General features: G+C 67.3%; 17 protein-coding genes. 5 read left to right on the top strand and 12 right to left on the bottom strand.

The genetic code is table 11. The features are described from left to right. Positions 1-17: 17 nt before the first annotated feature. A complete protein-coding gene (gene glyA, locus A5686_RS14085) occupies positions 18-1,298 on the bottom strand; it encodes a serine hydroxymethyltransferase (RefSeq protein ID WP_067935055.1) in 1,281 nt (426 codons plus the stop codon). Positions 1,299-1,414: 116 nt separating this feature from the next. Between glyA and coaA the strand changes: the two genes are divergently transcribed. Further along, a complete protein-coding gene (gene coaA, locus A5686_RS14080) occupies positions 1,415-2,353 on the top strand; it encodes a type I pantothenate kinase (protein WP_067935046.1) in 939 nt (312 codons plus the stop codon). A gap of 25 nt (positions 2,354-2,378) precedes the next feature. Here coaA and A5686_RS14075 read toward each other — a convergent pair whose 3' ends face one another. The 3 genes from A5686_RS14075 to A5686_RS14065 form a co-directional block, all read right to left on the bottom strand. Continuing rightward, positions 2,379-2,801, bottom strand: coding sequence for a hypothetical protein (locus tag A5686_RS14075; RefSeq protein WP_067935044.1), 423 nt, complete (start codon positions 2,799-2,801; stop codon positions 2,379-2,381). Positions 2,802-3,038: 237 nt separating this feature from the next. Continuing rightward, complete coding sequence (locus A5686_RS14070; RefSeq protein WP_067935042.1) at positions 3,039-4,409, bottom strand: hypothetical protein; 1,371 nt, start codon at positions 4,407-4,409, stop codon at positions 3,039-3,041. Between the two features lie 48 nt (positions 4,410-4,457). Beyond that, positions 4,458-5,246 (bottom strand): (2Z,6E)-farnesyl diphosphate synthase, encoded by a 789-nt coding sequence (locus A5686_RS14065; RefSeq protein ID WP_067935367.1) that lies wholly within the window; start codon positions 5,244-5,246, stop codon positions 4,458-4,460. 168 nt (positions 5,247-5,414) lie between these two features. On the opposite strand from A5686_RS14065, the gene A5686_RS14060 reads away from it, so the two are divergent. Then, positions 5,415-6,188: a hemolysin III family protein gene (locus A5686_RS14060; RefSeq protein ID WP_067935039.1), complete on the top strand. Its 774-nt coding sequence runs from the start codon at positions 5,415-5,417 to the stop codon at positions 6,186-6,188. A 16-nt stretch (positions 6,189-6,204) separates the two neighbouring features. Here A5686_RS14060 and A5686_RS14055 read toward each other — a convergent pair whose 3' ends face one another. From A5686_RS14055 to mca, 4 genes are all read right to left on the bottom strand, one after another. Continuing rightward, on the bottom strand, positions 6,205-6,588 hold the full coding sequence (locus A5686_RS14055; protein WP_067935038.1) for a nuclear transport factor 2 family protein: 384 nt from the start codon (positions 6,586-6,588) through the stop codon (positions 6,205-6,207). 76 nt (positions 6,589-6,664) lie between these two features. Then, positions 6,665-8,680: a thioredoxin domain-containing protein gene (locus tag A5686_RS14050; RefSeq protein ID WP_067935036.1), complete on the bottom strand. Its 2,016-nt coding sequence runs from the start codon at positions 8,678-8,680 to the stop codon at positions 6,665-6,667. Then, complete coding sequence (locus A5686_RS14045) at positions 8,667-8,975, bottom strand: hypothetical protein (RefSeq protein ID WP_067935034.1); 309 nt, start codon at positions 8,973-8,975, stop codon at positions 8,667-8,669. The genes A5686_RS14050 and A5686_RS14045 overlap by 14 nt, the downstream gene beginning before the upstream one ends. Next, on the bottom strand, positions 8,972-9,844 hold the full coding sequence (mca, locus tag A5686_RS14040) for a mycothiol conjugate amidase Mca (protein ID WP_067935032.1): 873 nt from the start codon (positions 9,842-9,844) through the stop codon (positions 8,972-8,974). Before mca ends, A5686_RS14045 begins: the two co-directional genes overlap by 4 nt. A 111-nt stretch (positions 9,845-9,955) precedes the next feature. On the opposite strand from mca, the gene A5686_RS14035 reads away from it, so the two are divergent. Continuing rightward, positions 9,956-10,390, top strand: coding sequence for a DUF4307 domain-containing protein (locus A5686_RS14035; RefSeq protein ID WP_067935030.1), 435 nt, complete (start codon positions 9,956-9,958; stop codon positions 10,388-10,390). A 221-nt stretch (positions 10,391-10,611) separates the two neighbouring features. Continuing rightward, positions 10,612-11,106, top strand: coding sequence for a transcription elongation factor GreA (gene greA / locus A5686_RS14030; protein ID WP_067935029.1), 495 nt, complete (start codon positions 10,612-10,614; stop codon positions 11,104-11,106). Positions 11,107-11,212: 106 nt separating this feature from the next. Here the strand turns inward: greA and A5686_RS14025 are convergent, their stop codons facing one another. From A5686_RS14025 to A5686_RS14010, 4 genes are all read right to left on the bottom strand, one after another. After that, complete coding sequence (locus A5686_RS14025; RefSeq protein WP_067935028.1) at positions 11,213-12,379, bottom strand: cystathionine gamma-synthase; 1,167 nt, start codon at positions 12,377-12,379, stop codon at positions 11,213-11,215. Between the two features lie 11 nt (positions 12,380-12,390). Beyond that, positions 12,391-13,128, bottom strand: coding sequence for an RDD family protein (locus A5686_RS14020; RefSeq protein ID WP_067935027.1), 738 nt, complete (start codon positions 13,126-13,128; stop codon positions 12,391-12,393). Positions 13,129-13,216: 88 nt separating this feature from the next. After that, positions 13,217-14,623, bottom strand: a complete 1,407-nt coding sequence (locus A5686_RS14015; RefSeq protein WP_067935025.1) for a cystathionine beta-synthase — start codon at positions 14,621-14,623, stop codon at positions 13,217-13,219. 57 nt (positions 14,624-14,680) lie between these two features. Further along, positions 14,681-15,748: an alpha/beta hydrolase gene (locus A5686_RS14010; RefSeq protein ID WP_067935023.1), complete on the bottom strand. Its 1,068-nt coding sequence runs from the start codon at positions 15,746-15,748 to the stop codon at positions 14,681-14,683. Positions 15,749-15,991: 243 nt separating this feature from the next. Between A5686_RS14010 and A5686_RS14005 the strand changes: the two genes are divergently transcribed. Continuing rightward, entirely contained in the window at positions 15,992-16,954 is a 963-nt protein-coding gene (locus tag A5686_RS14005) for an SGNH/GDSL hydrolase family protein (protein WP_156750072.1), read from the top strand. Positions 16,955-17,023: the final 69 nt, after the last annotated feature.

The raw sequence follows: 17,023 nt of genomic DNA, 5'->3' as shown, positions 1-17,023 counted from the left end.
GCGACATCGACGCCGGATCAGCGTCCGACCAGCGCCCAGTCTTCGAGGCCTTCGTACAGGGGAAACTCCTGCGCCAGCCGCGTCACACGCTGCCGCAGCCCCGCCACGTCGGCCGAGCTGCCGGCCGCCAACGCGGTGGCGATGACGTCGGCAACCTCACTGAACTCGGCGTCACCGAAGCCGCGGGTGGCCAACGCGGGCGTCCCGATCCGCAGCCCGGATGTGACCATCGGCGGGCGCGGGTCGTTGGGCACGGCGTTGCGGTTGACCGTGATGCCGACCTCGTGCAGCAGGTCCTCGGCGGCCTGACCATCGAGCGGGGAGTCGCGCAGGTCCACCAGCACCAGGTGCACGTCGGTGCCGCCGCTGACCACCGACACGCCGGCCTTGGCCACATCGGCGGCCGACAGCCGCTCGGCGAGGATGCGCGCTCCGGAGAGCGTGCGCTGCTGCCGCTCGACGAACTCGGGGGTGCCCGCGATCTTCAGCGCGACGGCCTTGCCGGCGATGACGTGCATGAGCGGGCCGCCCTGCTGGCCCGGGAACACCGCCGAGTTGACGGCCTTGGCGTACTCCTGCTTGCCCAGGATCATGCCGGAGCGGCCGCCGCCGAGCGTCTTGTGAACGGTGGTCGAGACGACGTCGGCGTGCGGCACCGGAGACGGGTGCAGGCCGGCCGCGACGAGGCCGGCGAAGTGCGCCATGTCCACCCAGAGCTTGGCGTCGACCTCGTCGGCGATCGACCGGAACGCCGCGAAGTCGAGGATCCGCGGATAGGCCGACCACCCGGCGATGATCACCTTCGGGCGGAATTCCAGCGCCTGAGCGCGTACCGCGTCCATGTCGACCAGATGGCTCACCGGGTCGACACCATAGAAACCGTTCTCGTAGAGCTTGCCGGAGAAGTTCAGCTTCATGCCGTGCGTCAGGTGCCCTCCGTTGGCCAAGTCCAGGCCCAGCAGTCGCTCCCCCGGCGACATCAGGGCGTGCAGCACCGCGGCGTTGGCTTGGGCACCCGAATGCGGCTGCACGTTGGCGAAGTCGGCGCCGAAGAGCGCCTTGGCCCGGTCGCGGGCGATGTTCTCCACGACGTCGACGTACTCGCAGCCGCCGTAGTAGCGGCGCCCGGGCAATCCCTCGGCGTATTTGTTGGTCAGCACGCTGCCCTGCGCCTGCAGGACCGCGCGCGGAACGAAGTTCTCCGACGCGATCATCTCGAGGGTGTCGCGCTGCCGGCCGAGCTCTTTGCCGAGCAGCTCGGCAATATCCGGGTCGACGTCGGACAGCGGGGCGGACATCACAGACGTCGAGGGGCGGGCATCAGGTGCGGCAGTCACGGCCGCCAGTCTATCCAGCGCTGACTTATCGCCAGCCCAGCCGTCGGGCATTTCGGCGCTCCTGTAACACTTGCACTATGCCGCGGCTTAGCGAGCCGAGCCCCTATGTGGAGTTCGACCGGAAGCAATGGCGTGCGCTTCGTATGTCGACGCCGTTGGCCCTCACCGAGGAAGAACTCGTCGGCCTGCGCGGCCTGGGTGAACAGATCGACTTGCTCGAAGTCGAAGAGGTCTACCTGCCGCTGGCCCGGCTCATTCACCTGCAGGTCGCCGCGCGGCAGCGACTGTTCGCCGCCACCGCGGAATTCCTTGGCGAACCTCTGCAAAACCCGGACCGGCCGGTGCCGTTCATCATCGGGGTGGCCGGCAGCGTGGCGGTCGGCAAATCGACGACCGCCCGTGTGCTGCAGGCGCTCTTGGCGCGCTGGGATCATCATCCGCGGGTGGACCTGGTCACCACCGACGGCTTCCTGTACCCAAATGCCGAGTTGGACCGGCGGAACTTGATGCACCGCAAAGGGTTTCCCGAAAGCTACAACCGTCGGGCGCTGATGCGGTTCGTGACCTCGGTCAAATCCGGTTCGGACTACGCATGTGCGCCGGTTTATTCGCACCTCAAATACGACATCATCCCCGGGGCCAAACACGTCGTCCGCCACCCCGACATCCTGATCCTGGAGGGCCTCAACGTTCTGCAGACCGGCCCGACCCTGATGGTGTCGGACCTGTTCGACTTCGGCGTCTACGTCGACGCCCGAATCGAAGACATCGAGCAATGGTATGTATCGCGATTCTTGGCCATGCGCAGCACCGCCTTCGCGGATCCCGAATCGCACTTCCACCACTACTCGGCGTTGAACGACACCAAGGCGATCGCCGCCGCTCGCGAGATCTGGCGCTCGATCAACCGCCCCAACCTGGTCGAGAACATCCTCCCGACCCGGCCGCGCGCGACCTTGGTGCTGCGCAAAGACGCCGACCATTCCATCAACCGGCTGCGACTGCGCAAGCTTTAACGCCCCGCGCCGGCAACACGGAGGATCACGCCTCGAGGCGACGCAGTCCCAGGAATTGCAGCCCCGCGAACACCGCGGTGTACACACCGCTGGCCAGTGTCAATGCGACACCGGTGACGGTCAGCGGCAGCGCTTCCGCGGCCACGATCGAGGCCAGCGTGAACGCGACGTTGACCACCAGGACGCTGATACCGACACGGCGCAGTTCCGGCAGCGCACCGAGGCTGAACACCAGCAGGCCGGCGAGCACGAAAACGACACCCACGCCGTATTCCTGGAAGGACGTCAGGCCGGTCAGCGCCGAAATCGGGTCGGCGAACAGCGCGATGGCCAATCCGAACATCCCCGTCAGGGTCGCGTCGGCACGCACGGCAAAACGCAACAGCGAGTCCGTCGAGTCGTAGAGAGGCCGGGTCGGGATTGTAGATACGCCGGTGATCGAGCTCATTGTTTACTCCTTGCGATGGCGGATTGGGTCGAACAGCTTCGAGCGTGCCGCCAGTGCACTGCCATATCGACTCGTGGCGCTGCCAACTAGTGCCACGGATACAACGACAGGGCGGTTCACCCGGCTATTCCCATCGCCGGGTAAATATTTGACACGCGCCAGGCCGAGCGTCTCAGCGGTCCCACAGGTCACAGGGCACTGTGCCGTCCGGCGCCCGCGGTGACCCGGGTGCCCGTCCTAGTCGCTGGGAACCGGGACGCGACCGCGAAGGTCGGCGGCGATCAGGCGGGCCGCGGCGTTTTGCCAATTGTGCAGCGAACGCTGCGGCACTTCGGTGACAAACCACTGCCAGGCCTGGCGCGCGGTCGGGTCCAGGCCCGAGGCGGTGGCGTTCTGCGCGTAGGCGCGCACCCCGACCACGTAGGGGAAGTACAGAGAGTTGTAATACCGCCATTCTTCGGTGGTCCCGAAGTCGCCACCGTCGCGCGGTTTGAGCCGCGCTATGCCGTCGGCCAGGACGGCCTTGAGTTCGTTGGCCCGCTCGATCGGATGGTCGGGGGCGCCCCGCGCGGCCAACCGCTCGTCGATCATTGGCAGCGCGGTCAGCGGGCTGGCAACCAGCTTGGTCAGGTCGCCGTAGTGGCCCAGCGCCCGGCGGGTGAGTCTGACGAAGGTGACGTCGTCGACGTCGGCGAGCGGGTGCTCCTGGCGCAGCGGCAGTGCGGCGCCGGTATGCCGCAGCTCGGCCCGATCCGCTCGCAGCGCAGGCGATTTGGAGAACGCCACCCGGTCGAGCAACCCAGCCAGCGGATCGGCGAGCACCTCAACGGTGATCGCGACCGCCAGGCTGGTGAACAGCAGCACCGTCAGGGCGGTCTGCGCGCCGGAATCGTGGCGGGTCACCGCTAATCCGATCAGCGCCTGGCCGCCGAATAACACCGCCACCACCATCGAGCCGGCGAACGAGCGCAGCATGTCGGCCCGCAGCGCGTGGCCCTCATCGAAGGCGTCCCACAGGGCGACGGCAACCCCGAGCCCGAGGACGTCGCAACTCGTCGACGCCAGCGCAACCCAGCTGGGTACCAGACCCAGCGGGATGATCAGGATCGCGTTGCTCAGCGCAAAGAACAGGGTGGCGGTAATGGCGAGCCCCACCGCAGGCCTCGGTCGCCGCGGGCGGCGCAACACGACGGCCATCGCGCCGAGCGTCGACACCGAGATCACGGCGAACATCAGCCAGTGGCCCGGCCGCAGCGGCCCGTCGACGCTGCCGGCCATCGCGGCCCCGAACAGAGTCAGCGCGGCCACCCCGGCCACGAGCAGCAACTCCCGGGTACGCGCAGGCCAACCGTCACTGGGCCGGGACAGCTCGACGAGCACCGCGAACCAGGCCAGGCCCGGAATGGTTGCCAGGTAGATCTCGACTCTGCTCAACGCCTGGGCGTATGCGGGACCGGCGGTCCGAACCGCGTCCAGCCCCACCACGACGGCGAACCCGCACAGTCCGATCGCCGCTAGCGTGAGAACGGGTTTGCGCGGATCGCGGGCCACCAGATAAAGACCCAGCCAGGCGCTCAGCGTGAACACCATCGCCGAGAGCGCAGCCATGCACTCAGTGTGGCACGCACGCAAGGGGCCCTTTAAGACCTTCGGCAGTTACTTGCCGTGCCTGCGATCCCGCCGGCTGTAGTCGCGCAGCGCGCGCAAGAAGTCGACGCGGCGGAACGCGGGCCAATGGGTTTCGCAGAACCACATCTCCGAATATGCGCTCTGCCACAGGAGAAATCCGGACAACCGTTGCTCACCCGAGGTGCGGATCACCAGGTCGGGGTCGGGTTGCCCGGACGTGTAGAGGTTCTCGGAGATGGCGTCGACGGTCACGGCATCGATGAGTTCCTCGGCGGTGGCGCCGTTGGCGAGTTCTTTGTTCAGCAGCGCACGCACGGCGCCGACGATCTCCTGCCGACCGCCGTAGCCGACTGCCACGTTGACATGAAAGGACGCGATGCTGGGGGTGGACTCGACGGCACCGCGTAACCGGCGAGCCGGCTCCTCGCCGAGCAGTTCCAAGTCCCCAACCGTGCGCACGCTCCAACGGTTGGCCGGTGCACAGATCTCCTCGACGACGTCGGTGATGATTTCGATCAGCCCGGCCAGCTCCTCGGGATCGCGTTGGAGATTTTCCGTGGACAGCAGGTACACCGTCGTCATCTCGACGCCGGCTTCCTGACACCAGCGCAGCATCTCGGCGATCTTGGATGCGCCCATCCGGTAGCCATAGCTGACGTCCTCGTATCCCGCGTCGCGGGCCCACCGCCTGTTCCCGTCACATAGCACGGCGATATGCCGCGGCAGCTGGGACTTCGAGGCGGCCAGGCCCTGCCGCAGCCTCAACTCGTAGACGCGATACAGCGGCTCTTTGAGGCGCGGCGGGATAATTTCCACGAACATTTACCCTACTGCCAGCGGTGATTTATTCACCGATCTCGTTTCGGCCGGGTCGGCATAGAAAGTCGACACTGTGTCGTAACCATCCCTGGCTACTGTGGATCTTGAGCCTTCGGCGACTTTCCCGCTGGTATCCACTAGTCGCGAGAACAAGACACAGGAGACATGAGCAGCCAGACCCGTACCGTCCCCAACCCGGAGCCCGAACCCGACTCGATCGTTCCGGGCAACACCCTCGAGGAGTTCGCCGAGGGCGCCACCCAGTTCTTTGGCAAGCCCCGGATGCGCGGCTGGATCCACTTCGTCTCGGCGTGGCTGGCCATCATCACCGGCGCGACGCTGGTGTCGGTGTCGTGGGCGCTCGCGTCGCCCCGCGCCGGCCACTCGACGCTGGTCTACGCTGCGGCGACGGTGGCGATGTTCGCAGTCAGCGCCACCTACCACCGGGTGCAATGGAAGTCAGACGTGGCGCGCAGCCGGATGAAGCGGCTCGACCACTCGATGATTTTTGTCTTCATCGCGGGTAGCTACACCCCGTTCGCACGGCTGGCCATGCCGCAGAACACCGGGTTGCTGGTGGAGTGCATCGTGTGGGGCGGCGCGGCCGCCGGCATCGCATTGAAGATGTGCTGGCCAACGGCGCCGCGCTGGGTCGGCGTGCCGCTCTACCTGCTGTTGGGGTGGGTAGCCGTGTGGTTCGCCCCCACGATCCTGCACCAGGCCGGCGTCGCCGCGATGGTGCTGCTGGCGGTGGGCGGGGTGTTTTACAGCGTCGGCGGCATCTTCTACGGGCTGCGCTGGCCCGACCCGTGGCCGAAGACGTTCGGCTATCACGAGTTCTTCCACGCATTCACTGCCATCGCCGCGATTCTGCACTACATCGCCATGTGGTTCGCCGTCTTCTACACGGGCGACCAGGCCTGGCTGGCGGGCGGCTAAGCCGCCTCGTCACCGGTCAGGCAGGGGTGACGTCGTCCTCCGGCGACCAGTAGGCCTTCATCGAGGCGATCTTGCCTCTGCTGTCGAACACCATGACGTCGATGGGCTCTATTACCAAGCGGTGCTCGCCCGCGGTCACGGTCAGCCGGAACTGGAAGGCCGCCTCGTTGCCGGCGATGCGCAGCGTCACCAGTTCGCATTCTCGCTGCACTTCATTGACCGCGGCGTAGAAGCCGTGAATCGCCTGCCGACCGATGTGCACCTCGCCCCCGACCGGATCTTCGACGGTGGCGTCGTCGGCGTACAACTCGACCAAGTCGTCGGCGCTGCCCTTGGCGACCAGTTCGATGTAGCGGTTGACCGTGTTTCTGATCGCTTCGGTCTTTGCGGCATTCGACATGGGACGCAGGGTAGCCCGCGCTAGTGGTGATCGCCAGCGCGGCGTAGCCGGGCGCAGCGGGTCTCTCCCATCGGCTTCAGTGATCCGCAACGCCCAGGGCGGCGGCCAGTTCGGTTGCGCCGGTCACCGGCAGGTCGCAGATCCGGCCGCGGCACACGTAGGCAGCGTCGGCGCCGTCCACTCGGGGCCGGCCGGCGAGCAGCATCGACGAATCGACCTCGCCGCCCACGACGATCGCCCCGCCCGGTGCCAGGCGTCGCGCGTCGGCCAGCAGGGTGGAAGCCGCCGGGTCGCAGGCAACCGCGATCTGCAGCGGTCCGCGCACCGACGCTTCGGCGACGGCCAGCCAATGCCCGGCCGACCGCGGCGCGCGTTCCAGCAGCACCGAGTGCGCGGCGAGCGATTCGGTGACCGCGCGCAGATAGCGCCCGGCACGGTCACCGTCGACCAGGTGCGCGGCCGTCAGCAGCGCCTCGGTGATCGAGGACGCCCCCGACGGAGTGGCGCCGTCCAGCGGGTCTGCCGGCCGCAGCACCAACCGCTCGGCATCGTCGGCGGTGTCGAACCAGCGGCCGGGTTGCGCCCGATCGGCGAAATGCGCCAGCGCGGTGTCCAGCAGACCAGTTGCCGCAGTCAGCCAGATCGCCTCGGCGGTCAGCTGATACAGCGCGAGAAGCCCGGTGGCCAGCATCGCGTAGTCCTCGAGGATGGCGGCGCTGTCGCCGACCACACCGCCCAGGCTGGCGCGCCGCAACCGGCCATCGACGACATGCAGATTTAGCAACGCGTGCGCGCAGCGCCGTGCGGCTTCGGCCAGTTCGGGCTCGTCCAACGCCACGCTGGCCTCGGCCAACGCGGTGATCGCCAGCCCGTTCCATGACGAGACGACCTTGTCGTCGCGTCCGGGCTGCATTCGAGTGAGCCGCGCAGCTAGTAGCGCGCTCCGCACCCGGTCCAGCCGCTGCGGATCCTCGGCATCGGCAGGCAGCTGCAGCACCGAGGTGCCGTGCTCGAACGTGCCGCTCTGGGTGACCGCGAAAATGCTTGCCGCCCAACGGCCGTCGTCGGGGCCGAGCACCTCGTTCAGCTGTGCCGGCGTCCAGACATAGGTCGAGCCCTCGCGCCCGTCGGCGTCGGCGTCCAGCGACGAGGTGAACATTTCACGATCGGCCAGATCGTCCAGCAGGAACCGGGCGGTCTGGGCGCTGACCCGGCGCGCCAGCGGGTCACCGGTACGCCGCGCCCAATGCGCGTAGGCACGCAGCAGCAGCGCGTTGTCGTACAGCATCTTCTCGAAATGCGGTACTACCCAAGCATTGTCGACGCTGTATCGGGCGAAGCCACCGCCGAGTTGGTCGTAGATGCCACCCCGCGCCATCGCTTCGGCGGTGTGCGATACGGCCGCAAGAGCCGTCGGCGAGCCGGTGCGCTCGAAGTGGCGCAGCAGCGCCTCGAGCAACGCCGACGGCGGGAATTTGGGCGCACCGCCGAACCCGCCGTGCACCGCGTCGCGCTCCTGCAGCAGCGTGGCGACGGCGTGGTCGCACAACTCCGGCGCCACCGAGTGGCCGCCACCGGGCAGACCGGACGCGTGCTTGCGTAGCTCGCCGGCGATATGGTCGGAGGCTTCCTCCACCTCACCACGGCGCTCGCGCCAGGTCGCGGATACGGCCGAAAGTAGTTGCAGGAAGCCTTCTTTCGGATAGTAGGTGCCACAGAAGAAGGGCCGGCCGTCCGGTGTGAGGAAACACGTCATCGGCCAGCCGCCATGCCCGTTGAGGGCGACAGTGGCGTTCATGTACACCGCGTCGATGTCCGGGCGTTCCTCGCGGTCGACCTTGATGCAGACGAATCCCGCGTTCATGGCGGCGGCCACTTCATCGTCTTCGAATGATTCGTGGGCCATGACGTGGCACCAGTGGCAGGCAGCGTAACCGACGGACAGCAGGATGGGCACGTCGCGGGCGGCGGCGCCTGCCAGCGCCTCGGGGGTCCACTGCTGCCAATGCACCGGATTGTCGGCGTGCTGCCGCAGATACGGGCTGGTCGCCAGCCCAAGAGTATTCGTCGAAGCGGGGTCAGCCGGGCTCATCGCCGGGTCCCGGGGTTCGCGGCGAGCCGTTCCCCTCATCCCGGGCGCTGCCCGGGTCGACCGCGTCGGTGCCTTCGTCGGCGGCCTGGTCCGGTTCGGGATGCTTGGGATCGAACGTGTCCGGCACCTTCTTCAGCTGCCGGTTCATCGAACGCAGCAGAAACAGTGTGCTGATCAACAGCAATACGACGATCAACAGCCCGATCGGGCTGGCCTTGCCGAAATCGGGGCCGGTGTGCCGGGGCGGGCCGTCGGCAAGCCAGCCGGCGGCGATTACGAGATACAGGTGACTCACTCGTCGCTCTCGATTCCGGCGAACAGGTCGTCCTCGGGCAGCCGGACCGGAACCCGCGAACGCGCCAGTTCGAATTCCTCAGTGGGCCAAAGCCGTTGTTGCCATTCGATGGGAGCGGCAAAAAAGTCGTGCTCGGGATCGATCTGCGTGGTGTGCGCCCGCAGCGCGTCGTCGCGTTGGCTGAAATACGCCGAGCACTCGACGCGCGTGGTGACCCGGGACTCGAACGGATCGTGTTTGGCGTCCCAGTGTTCGAGCCACTTCTTGAACGGGGGTTCGTGACCGTGCTTGATGGCTTCATCGTGCAGCAACTGCATCCGGGCGCGCAGGAAACCGTGGTTGTAATACAGCTTGGACACCGTCCACGGTTCGCCGGCATCGGCGAAGCGCAGATAATCGCCCGCCGCCTCGAACGCGCCGACCGAAACCTGATGGCAGCGAATGTGATCGGGGTGGGGATAGCCACCGTGTTCGTCGTACGTGGTCATGACGTGCGGGCGGAACTCGCGGACCACGCGAACCAGCGCCTCGACTGACTCCTCGAGCGGCACCAGCGCGAAACAGCCCTCCGGCAACGGCGGCAGCGGGTCCCCCTGGGGTAGCCCGGAGTCGACGAAACCCAGCCAGGTGTGTTCCACGCCCAGTATCTCGGCGGCCTTGGCCATCTCGTCACGGCGTATTTCGGCGATGTGTCCGCGCACCTCGGGCAGGTCCATCGCCGGGTTGAGGATGTCGCCGCGCTCACCACCGGTCAACGTCACCACCAGCACTCGGTGGCCTTCGTCGGCGTAGCGGGCCAGCGTGGCCGCGCCCTTACTGGACTCGTCGTCGGGGTGGGCGTGCACCGCCATTAACCGCAACTCGCTCACATGCCCTTTCGTCAGCCTGGTGGTCGCCCGGTCTGACCCTATAATTCCAGTTTCGACTTCGCTGCATGCTGTCGGCCGGTGCCGGGCAACCGAGAACAGGCATAACCAGGTATGACCGAAACCCCTATTCCGCGTCCGGAGGCCCGCTACGGGCGTTCCCGGCTGTCGCGTATCCCGCGGCGGTGGGTGATTGTCGCGCTCGGCGCGCTGGTAGTCGTAGCCGGCCTCGTCGTTGCTTTCATCGGTTATCACCGGTTCGGTACCAGTGACGTCAGGGGGACGATGGTCGGCTATCGCGTGATCGACGACCAGACGGCGTCGATAACGATCAGCGTGACGCGATCGGATCCGTCGAGGCCGGTGGACTGCATCGTGCGGGTCCGCTCGCGGGACGGCGGCGAGACGGGCCGGCGAGAGCTACTGGTCCCACCGTCCGACGCCGCCACCGTGCAGGTAACCACGACGGTGAAATCCTTCGAACCGCCGCTGGTGGCCGACATCTATGGCTGCGGCACCGATGTGCCCGCCTACCTGCGCCCGGCGTGACCCCCTAATCCGCGATCGAACTGCGTATATGGGGTCATCAACTGTTTGCGCGGTGGTAACATGAATGAATACACGGTTCCGGTTGGGACCGTGTTGCTGCATTAGCGGCCGTGAGCAAACGGAGCGGCAGCACACGGGACGGGACCCGCACACGTCGGGAGCGGCGGAGCTAACAGGACTCAACGCGAACTCGCGGAACAACATACGAGGAGCACGACGAGATGACGGACACTTCCGTGACCTGGCTTACCCAGGAGTCACACGACCGACTCAAGGCCGAGCTCGATCAGTTGATTGCGAACCGTCCGGTCATCGCCGCGGAGATCAACGACCGCCGCGAAGAAGGCGACCTGCGCGAAAACGGTGGCTACCACGCCGCACGCGAAGAGCAGGGTCAGCAGGAGGCGCGCATCCGCCAGCTGCAGGACCTGCTGAACAACGCGAAGGTCGGCGAGGCGCCCAAGCAGTCCGGCGTCGCGCTGCCGGGCTCGGTGGTGAAGGTCTGCTACAACGGCGACGAGTCCGACACCGAGACCTTCCTGATCGCCACCCGCCAGGAGGGCGTCAACGACGGCAAGCTCGAGGTCTACTCGCCGAACTCACCCCTGGGCGGCGCCCTGATCGATGCCAAGGTGGGCGAGACCCGCAGCTACACGGTGCCCAACGGCAACACGGTCGAGGTGAAGCTGCTCAGCGCCGAGCCCTACCACTCCTGACCAGACGGCGGCGACCCGCTTCGCCCGGCACCACCGCGCCCGCGATCGCCACTAACCCAACGGCGGCGACCCGCTTCGCCCGGCACCACCGCGCTCGCGATCGCCACTAAGCGAGGGCCTGATCGAGATCGGCCAGCAGGTCGGCGATGTCCTCGATGCCGACCGACAGGCGCACCAGATCGTCGGGAACTTCCAATTGCGACCCGGCCGTCGAGGCATGTGTCATGGCGCTGGGATGCTCGATCAGCGACTCGACCCCACCCAGCGATTCCGCCAGGATGAACACCCTGGTTTTAGCGCACAGATCGCGGGCGGCGTCACGGCCGCCGCGCATGCGCACCGACAGCATGCCGCCGAAGCCACGCATCTGCCGTGCGGCGATCTCATGTCCGGGGTGTGCGGGCAGACCGGGGTAGAGCACCGTGCTCACCGCGGGGTGTTCCGCGAGGAATTCCGCTACGGCCGAACCGTTTTCGCTGTGCCGCTGCATGCGCAGCACCAGCGTCTTGAGTCCGCGCATCGTCAGGTACGCATCGAAGGGGCCCGGCACCGCGCCGGCCCCGTTCTGCAGGAAGGCGAACGCCTCGTCTAGCTTCTGGTCGTTGGTGACCAGCGCACCACCCACGACGTCGGAGTGACCGCCGATGTATTTAGTGGTGGAGTGCAGCACGATGTCGGCGCCCAACGTCAGGGGCTGCTGCAGCGCGGGCGAGGCAAAAGTATTGTCCACCAACACCTTCGCCGAACTCCGCTCGCCCAGTTCGGCCAGGGCTGCGATGTCGGCGATGGACAGCAGCGGATTGGTCGGGGTTTCGGCCCAGATCAGCTGGGTTCGCGGCGTGATGGCGGCGGCGACGGCGTCCAAATCGTGCAGCGCCACCGGTGTGTACTCGACGTTCCACTGGGTAAAGACCTTATCGATCAACCGGAACGTGCCGCCGTACGCATCATTCGGGATCACCACGTGGTCACCCGGTCGCAGCACCGCACGCAGCGCACAGTCAGTAGCGGCCATGCCCGAACCGAAGGCACGACCGTAGGCGCCGTCTTCGACGGCGGCCAGCGCCGATTCGAGTGCGGCCCGGGTCGGATTGCCGGTGCGTGCGTATTCGAACCCGCCGCGCAGGGAGCCGACGCCATCCTGGGCGAAGGTGCTGCTGGCGTAGATCGGGGGGTTCACCGCGCCGGTCGCCGGGTCCGGCCGGTAGCCGGCGTGAATCGCTTTGGTGGCCAGTCCGGTGAATTCCGGATGTCCGTTGGGATCGTCGCTCATCGACGATCAGCCTAGGTGACGGACGGCCCCTCGGCGCCGTCGATCGGCAAGCACACCGTCGTCATGATCTTGTCCGCCAGCGTTTGACGCTTCGAATCCCACAGCGGGAAAAGAAAACCGATGAAGCAGATGATCGCGTCGACGAAGTGCGCCAGCGACCGCACCACCGACATGCCGAAGCCGATGGGCTGGCCCGTGATTTCGCTGACCACCTTGATTTTGAGCACCGATTTGCCGACGCTCGAACCCGTGGTGCCCTGACGGTAGCCGTAATTCCAGATCAGATAGAACAGTCCGATCATCGACGCCAGCCACTGCGCCACCATGCCGGCGGTCGAGTTCTGGGTGGCGCAGTACTGGTTGACGGAGTATTGCGTGACATCGGTGATGCAGGCGGTCTGTTGGGTGGCGACCAGGATCGCGGTGCCGATGCCATGCACCACGACGTACGGGAGGATGTCGATGATGAATGCCAGCGCGCGGGTGAGCCACGGCGTGTAGTCCTCCGTCGGCAGGGTGCGGATCGCCGGTCCGGGTGGTGGCGGCGCGTATCCCCCGGCCGACGGCGGGGGTGGTGGGTAGGACCCACCGGGCGGAGGGGGCGGGGGCGGCGGATAGGACCCGCCCGCGGGCGGCTGCGGAGGCGGTGGGATTTCCTGTTCAGCCGAAAGCGGCTGCTGCCCACCCGATGGTCCGGGTGGCGAGGGCGGTGACGGGTAAGCGCCGCCGGGCGGCGGTTGATCGGTCATGGGCAACCTTTCCACTCGCGTCCAGCTGAACTAGGCCGAAACAGTACCGGAGCGTGTCGCGGCCGGGCGAGAAGCGCGGCACCGCGAACTAGCGGCGCCCGGAAAGCCCCCGAGGACCCTCAGAGAGGAAACCCAGCAAGTCATAGCGGGTGATCACGCCCACCGGTTTGCCTTCCTCGACCACCATCAATGCGTCCCAATCGCGCAGGGCCTTGCCGGCCGCGCTGACGGACTCACCTGCGCCGATCATCGGCAACGGCGGGCTCATGTGTTGCGCGACCGCGTCGGCCAGTTTCGCCCGGCCCTCGAAGACGGCCGACAGCAGTTCGCGTTCGGAGACGCTGCCGGCCACCTCTCCCGCCATTACCGGCGGCTCGGCACCGACCACCGGCATCTGGGACACCCCGTACTCGCGCAGGATGCCGATCGCGTCGCGCACGGTCTCGGACGGATGGGTGTGCACCAGGTCGGGCAGTTCACCGGACTTGCGGCGCAGCACATCGCCGACCCTGGATTGGTCGGTCGAGCCGTCGAGGCGGCTGCGCAGGAACCCGTACGACGACATCCAGGCGTCGTTGAAGATCTTCGACATGTAGCCCCGCCCGCCATCGGGCAGCAATACCACCACAATGGAGTCGGGCCCGGCCTGCTCGGCGACCTTGAGCGCGGCGACCACCGCCATCCCGCACGACCCGCCGACCAGCATCGCCTCCTCGCGGGCCAGCCGCCGGGTCATGTCGAAGGAGTCGGAGTCGGAGACGGCGATGATCTCGTCGGGCACCGTGCGGTCGTATGCCTGCGGCCAGAAGTCCTCACCGACGCCCTCCACCAGGTAGGGCCGGCCGGTGCCGCCGGAATACACCGACCCCTCGGGGTCTGCGCCGATGATGCGCACCGCTCCGTCGGACACCTCCTTGAGGTAGCGGCCCGCGCCGGTGATCGTTCCGCCGGTGCCGATGCCGGCGACGAAATGGGTGACCTTGCCGTCGGTGTCGGCCCAGACCTCCGGGCCGGTGGTCGCGTAGTGGCTGGCCGGGCCTTCGGGGTTGGCGTATTGGTCGGGCTTCCAGGCGCCGTCGATCTCGGTGACCAACCGGTCGGAGACGCTGTAGTAGCTGTCGGGATGCTCGGGCGGCACGGCGGTTGGGCAGACGACGACCTCCGCGCCGTACGCGATCAGCACGTTGCGCTTATCCTCGCTGACCTTGTCGGGGCAGACGAACACGCACTTGTAGCCGCGGTGCTGGGCGACGAGGGCCAGACCGACGCCGGTGTTGCCCGAGGTGGGTTCGACGATGGTGCCGCCGGGCCGCAGCTGTCCGCTGGCTTCGGCGGCGTCGATCATCTTCACCGCGATGCGGTCCTTCGAGCTGCCACCGGGATTGAGGTATTCGACCTTGGCCGCCACCGTCCCGGCACCGTCGGGGACGACGGAGTTCAGCCGCACCAGCGGCGTGCCGCCGATGAGGTCACTGATGTGCTGCGCGATCCGCATGCGTTCATCGTCTCAGGCGGTTTTGCGCGGCGCACAACTACTCAGGAGTTTGCGCGCCTACTCCGTCGCCTCGCGGATGTAGTCGCCGATCTGCCGCAGCGAGCGCACGGCCTCGGGCACCATCGGCGCGGCCAGCTGGAAGTCATGGATCTGTCCGGGCCATACCCGCACCTCGGCCGGCACGCCCACCGCGGCCAGCTTGCTCGCCGCCAGCCGCGCGTCGTGCAACAGCACCTCCGAGCCCGACACATGGATCAACGTGCGCGGCAGCCCCGGCTTGATGTGATCCAGCGGTTCGTAAATCTCTTCGGGCTTCCCTGCGACGATGTTCTTCTTGGCCGCGCTGGCCACCAGTTCGGCGAGCGCGTCGAACGCCCCGGCCGTGAACATCGCATCCGTCTCGATGTTGGGGTGAGCCTGCTTGGGTTCTTTGGCCAGCTGCAGCAGGGGCGAGATCGCCACCAGCGCGGCGGGATCCTCACCCTCCTCCTGCAGGCGTTGGGCCAAGGTGAGCGCCAGGTAGCCGCCCGCGGAGTCACCGGCCAGCACGATCTGGTCGGGTTCGTATCCGCGCCGCCGCAGCCACCGGTATGCGTCGTGGCAGTCGTCGAGCGCCATCCCGACCGAATTCTTCGGCAGCAGACGGTAATTGACCACCAGGATGGGCGAGTCGGCGAACTTGGAGAGGGCTTCAACGATCCGGCCGTGGGAGTTCGCCCCACAAGTCAGGAATGCGCCGCCGTGGAGGTAGACGATCACGCGGCGCGTGCCGTCGGCCGGCAGCACCCCGGGCGCGCGTACCAGCTGCGCCGACGCATTGGGCAGGTTTACCGTCTCGCGGACGGTGGCCGAAGCCGGGATCAGCAGCCGGGCCGTCAGATCGATGAGACCCCAGGGCCATGGCAGGTTGGGTACGTGACTGCCCACGGACAGGATCGGCCGGATGGTCAGCCGCGAGGTGAGGTTCGCCAGGCGCGCGGCGACGCTGGGCCCGGATTCCAGAACCTCGACCGGGGCTCCGTCGCTGATCGCGAATTTGCGCGTCTGGGCTCGACGCGCTCTGAGGACGTCATGGGGCCGAACGGTATTTGCCGATAACCCCGATTCCCTACTAGCTGCGGTCATGCTCAACACTTCCTACGCCTTTGTAGTGCGATACAGCATGTGGCGAGGAGACCAAGCGTCTGCTTCAGCGGTTTGCCAGAGCGCTCAGCCAACCCCTTGCCATCAGCTTGACAGGCGTTGCTTAGTGCAACGTATGAAATAGCTGATTTGATACCAGTTTTGCTTCGCACCGTGATCAGTTCGTTTTCCAGCCGTCCGCGCAAACTCTTAAGTCGCACTAAACTTGACGGCGTGACCATGCGTGTGCCACGTCGTTCGGCGATCGCTCTGGCCACAGCAGGCGCGCTGGCCTCGACAGGAACCGCCTACCTGGGGGCACGCAGTCTGTTGGTCGGCCAGGCCACCCACGCGCGCACGATCATTCCCAAGTCATGGGACATCCCGCCCCGCGCTGACGGCGTGTACGCGCCCGGCGGCGGCCCGGTGGAACGGTGGCGCCGCGGCATGGCAGTCGACCAGCACCTGATGATCTTCGGTGACTCGACCGCCGCCGGATACGGCTGCATGAGCGCCGACGAAGTGCCCGGGGTACGGATCGCCCGGGGCCTGGCCGAGCAGACCGGAAAGCGAATCCGGTTGAGCACCAAGGCGATCGTGGGCGCCACCTCCAAGGGCGTGTGCGGTCAGGTCGACGCGATGTTCGTCGCCGGCCCGCCGCCGGACCTGGCGGTGATCATGGTCGGCGCCAACGACGTGACCGCCCTCAACGGCATCACCCAGTCGGCGCAGCGGCTGGGGTCGACCGTCCGCAAGTTGCGCGCCCGCGGCGCCGTGGTGATCGTCGGCACTTGCCCGGACCTCGGGTTCATCAGCGCGATTCCGCAGCCGTTGCGGTCGCTGGCGCACGAGCGCTGCCTGCAGCTTGCCCGTGCCCAGACCGCGACGGTTCGATCGGCCGGCGGTGTGCCGGTGCCGTTGGCACAGCTGATGGCGCCGCAATTCCGCGCCACCCCCGAAGCGATGTTCTCCGCCGACGGCTTCCACCCCGCAGCGCCCGCCTACGCGCTCGCGGCCGACGCGCTGCTGCTCGCCCTCTGCGATGCGCTGGGCGAAAAGGTGGAGCGGCCGCCGCTTAGTTCGACAGTGCCCGCGGCGGCACCGGTGCTCGGTCGGCAGCACACCCGCACCAGCGTGATGTCGCTGCTGTGGCGGCGCCCGGTGCCCGGACCTGCCCCGTCTTCGTGCCCCGAGGTCGGCAGCGACTAGATTTGTTCTCGCCCGTCGGGGTGGACCTACCGCCCGACCGTGAAGCGAGCCAGCCCCGTCTGTGGGATT

Origin of the sequence: Mycobacterium sp. E2479, assembly GCF_001667925.1 — a bacterium.
Taxonomy (GTDB): Bacteria; Actinomycetota; Actinomycetes; order Mycobacteriales; family Mycobacteriaceae; genus Mycobacterium.
The sequence above is the reverse complement of the archived record's forward strand: the minus strand, read 5'-3'. Positions and strand labels throughout refer to the sequence as shown.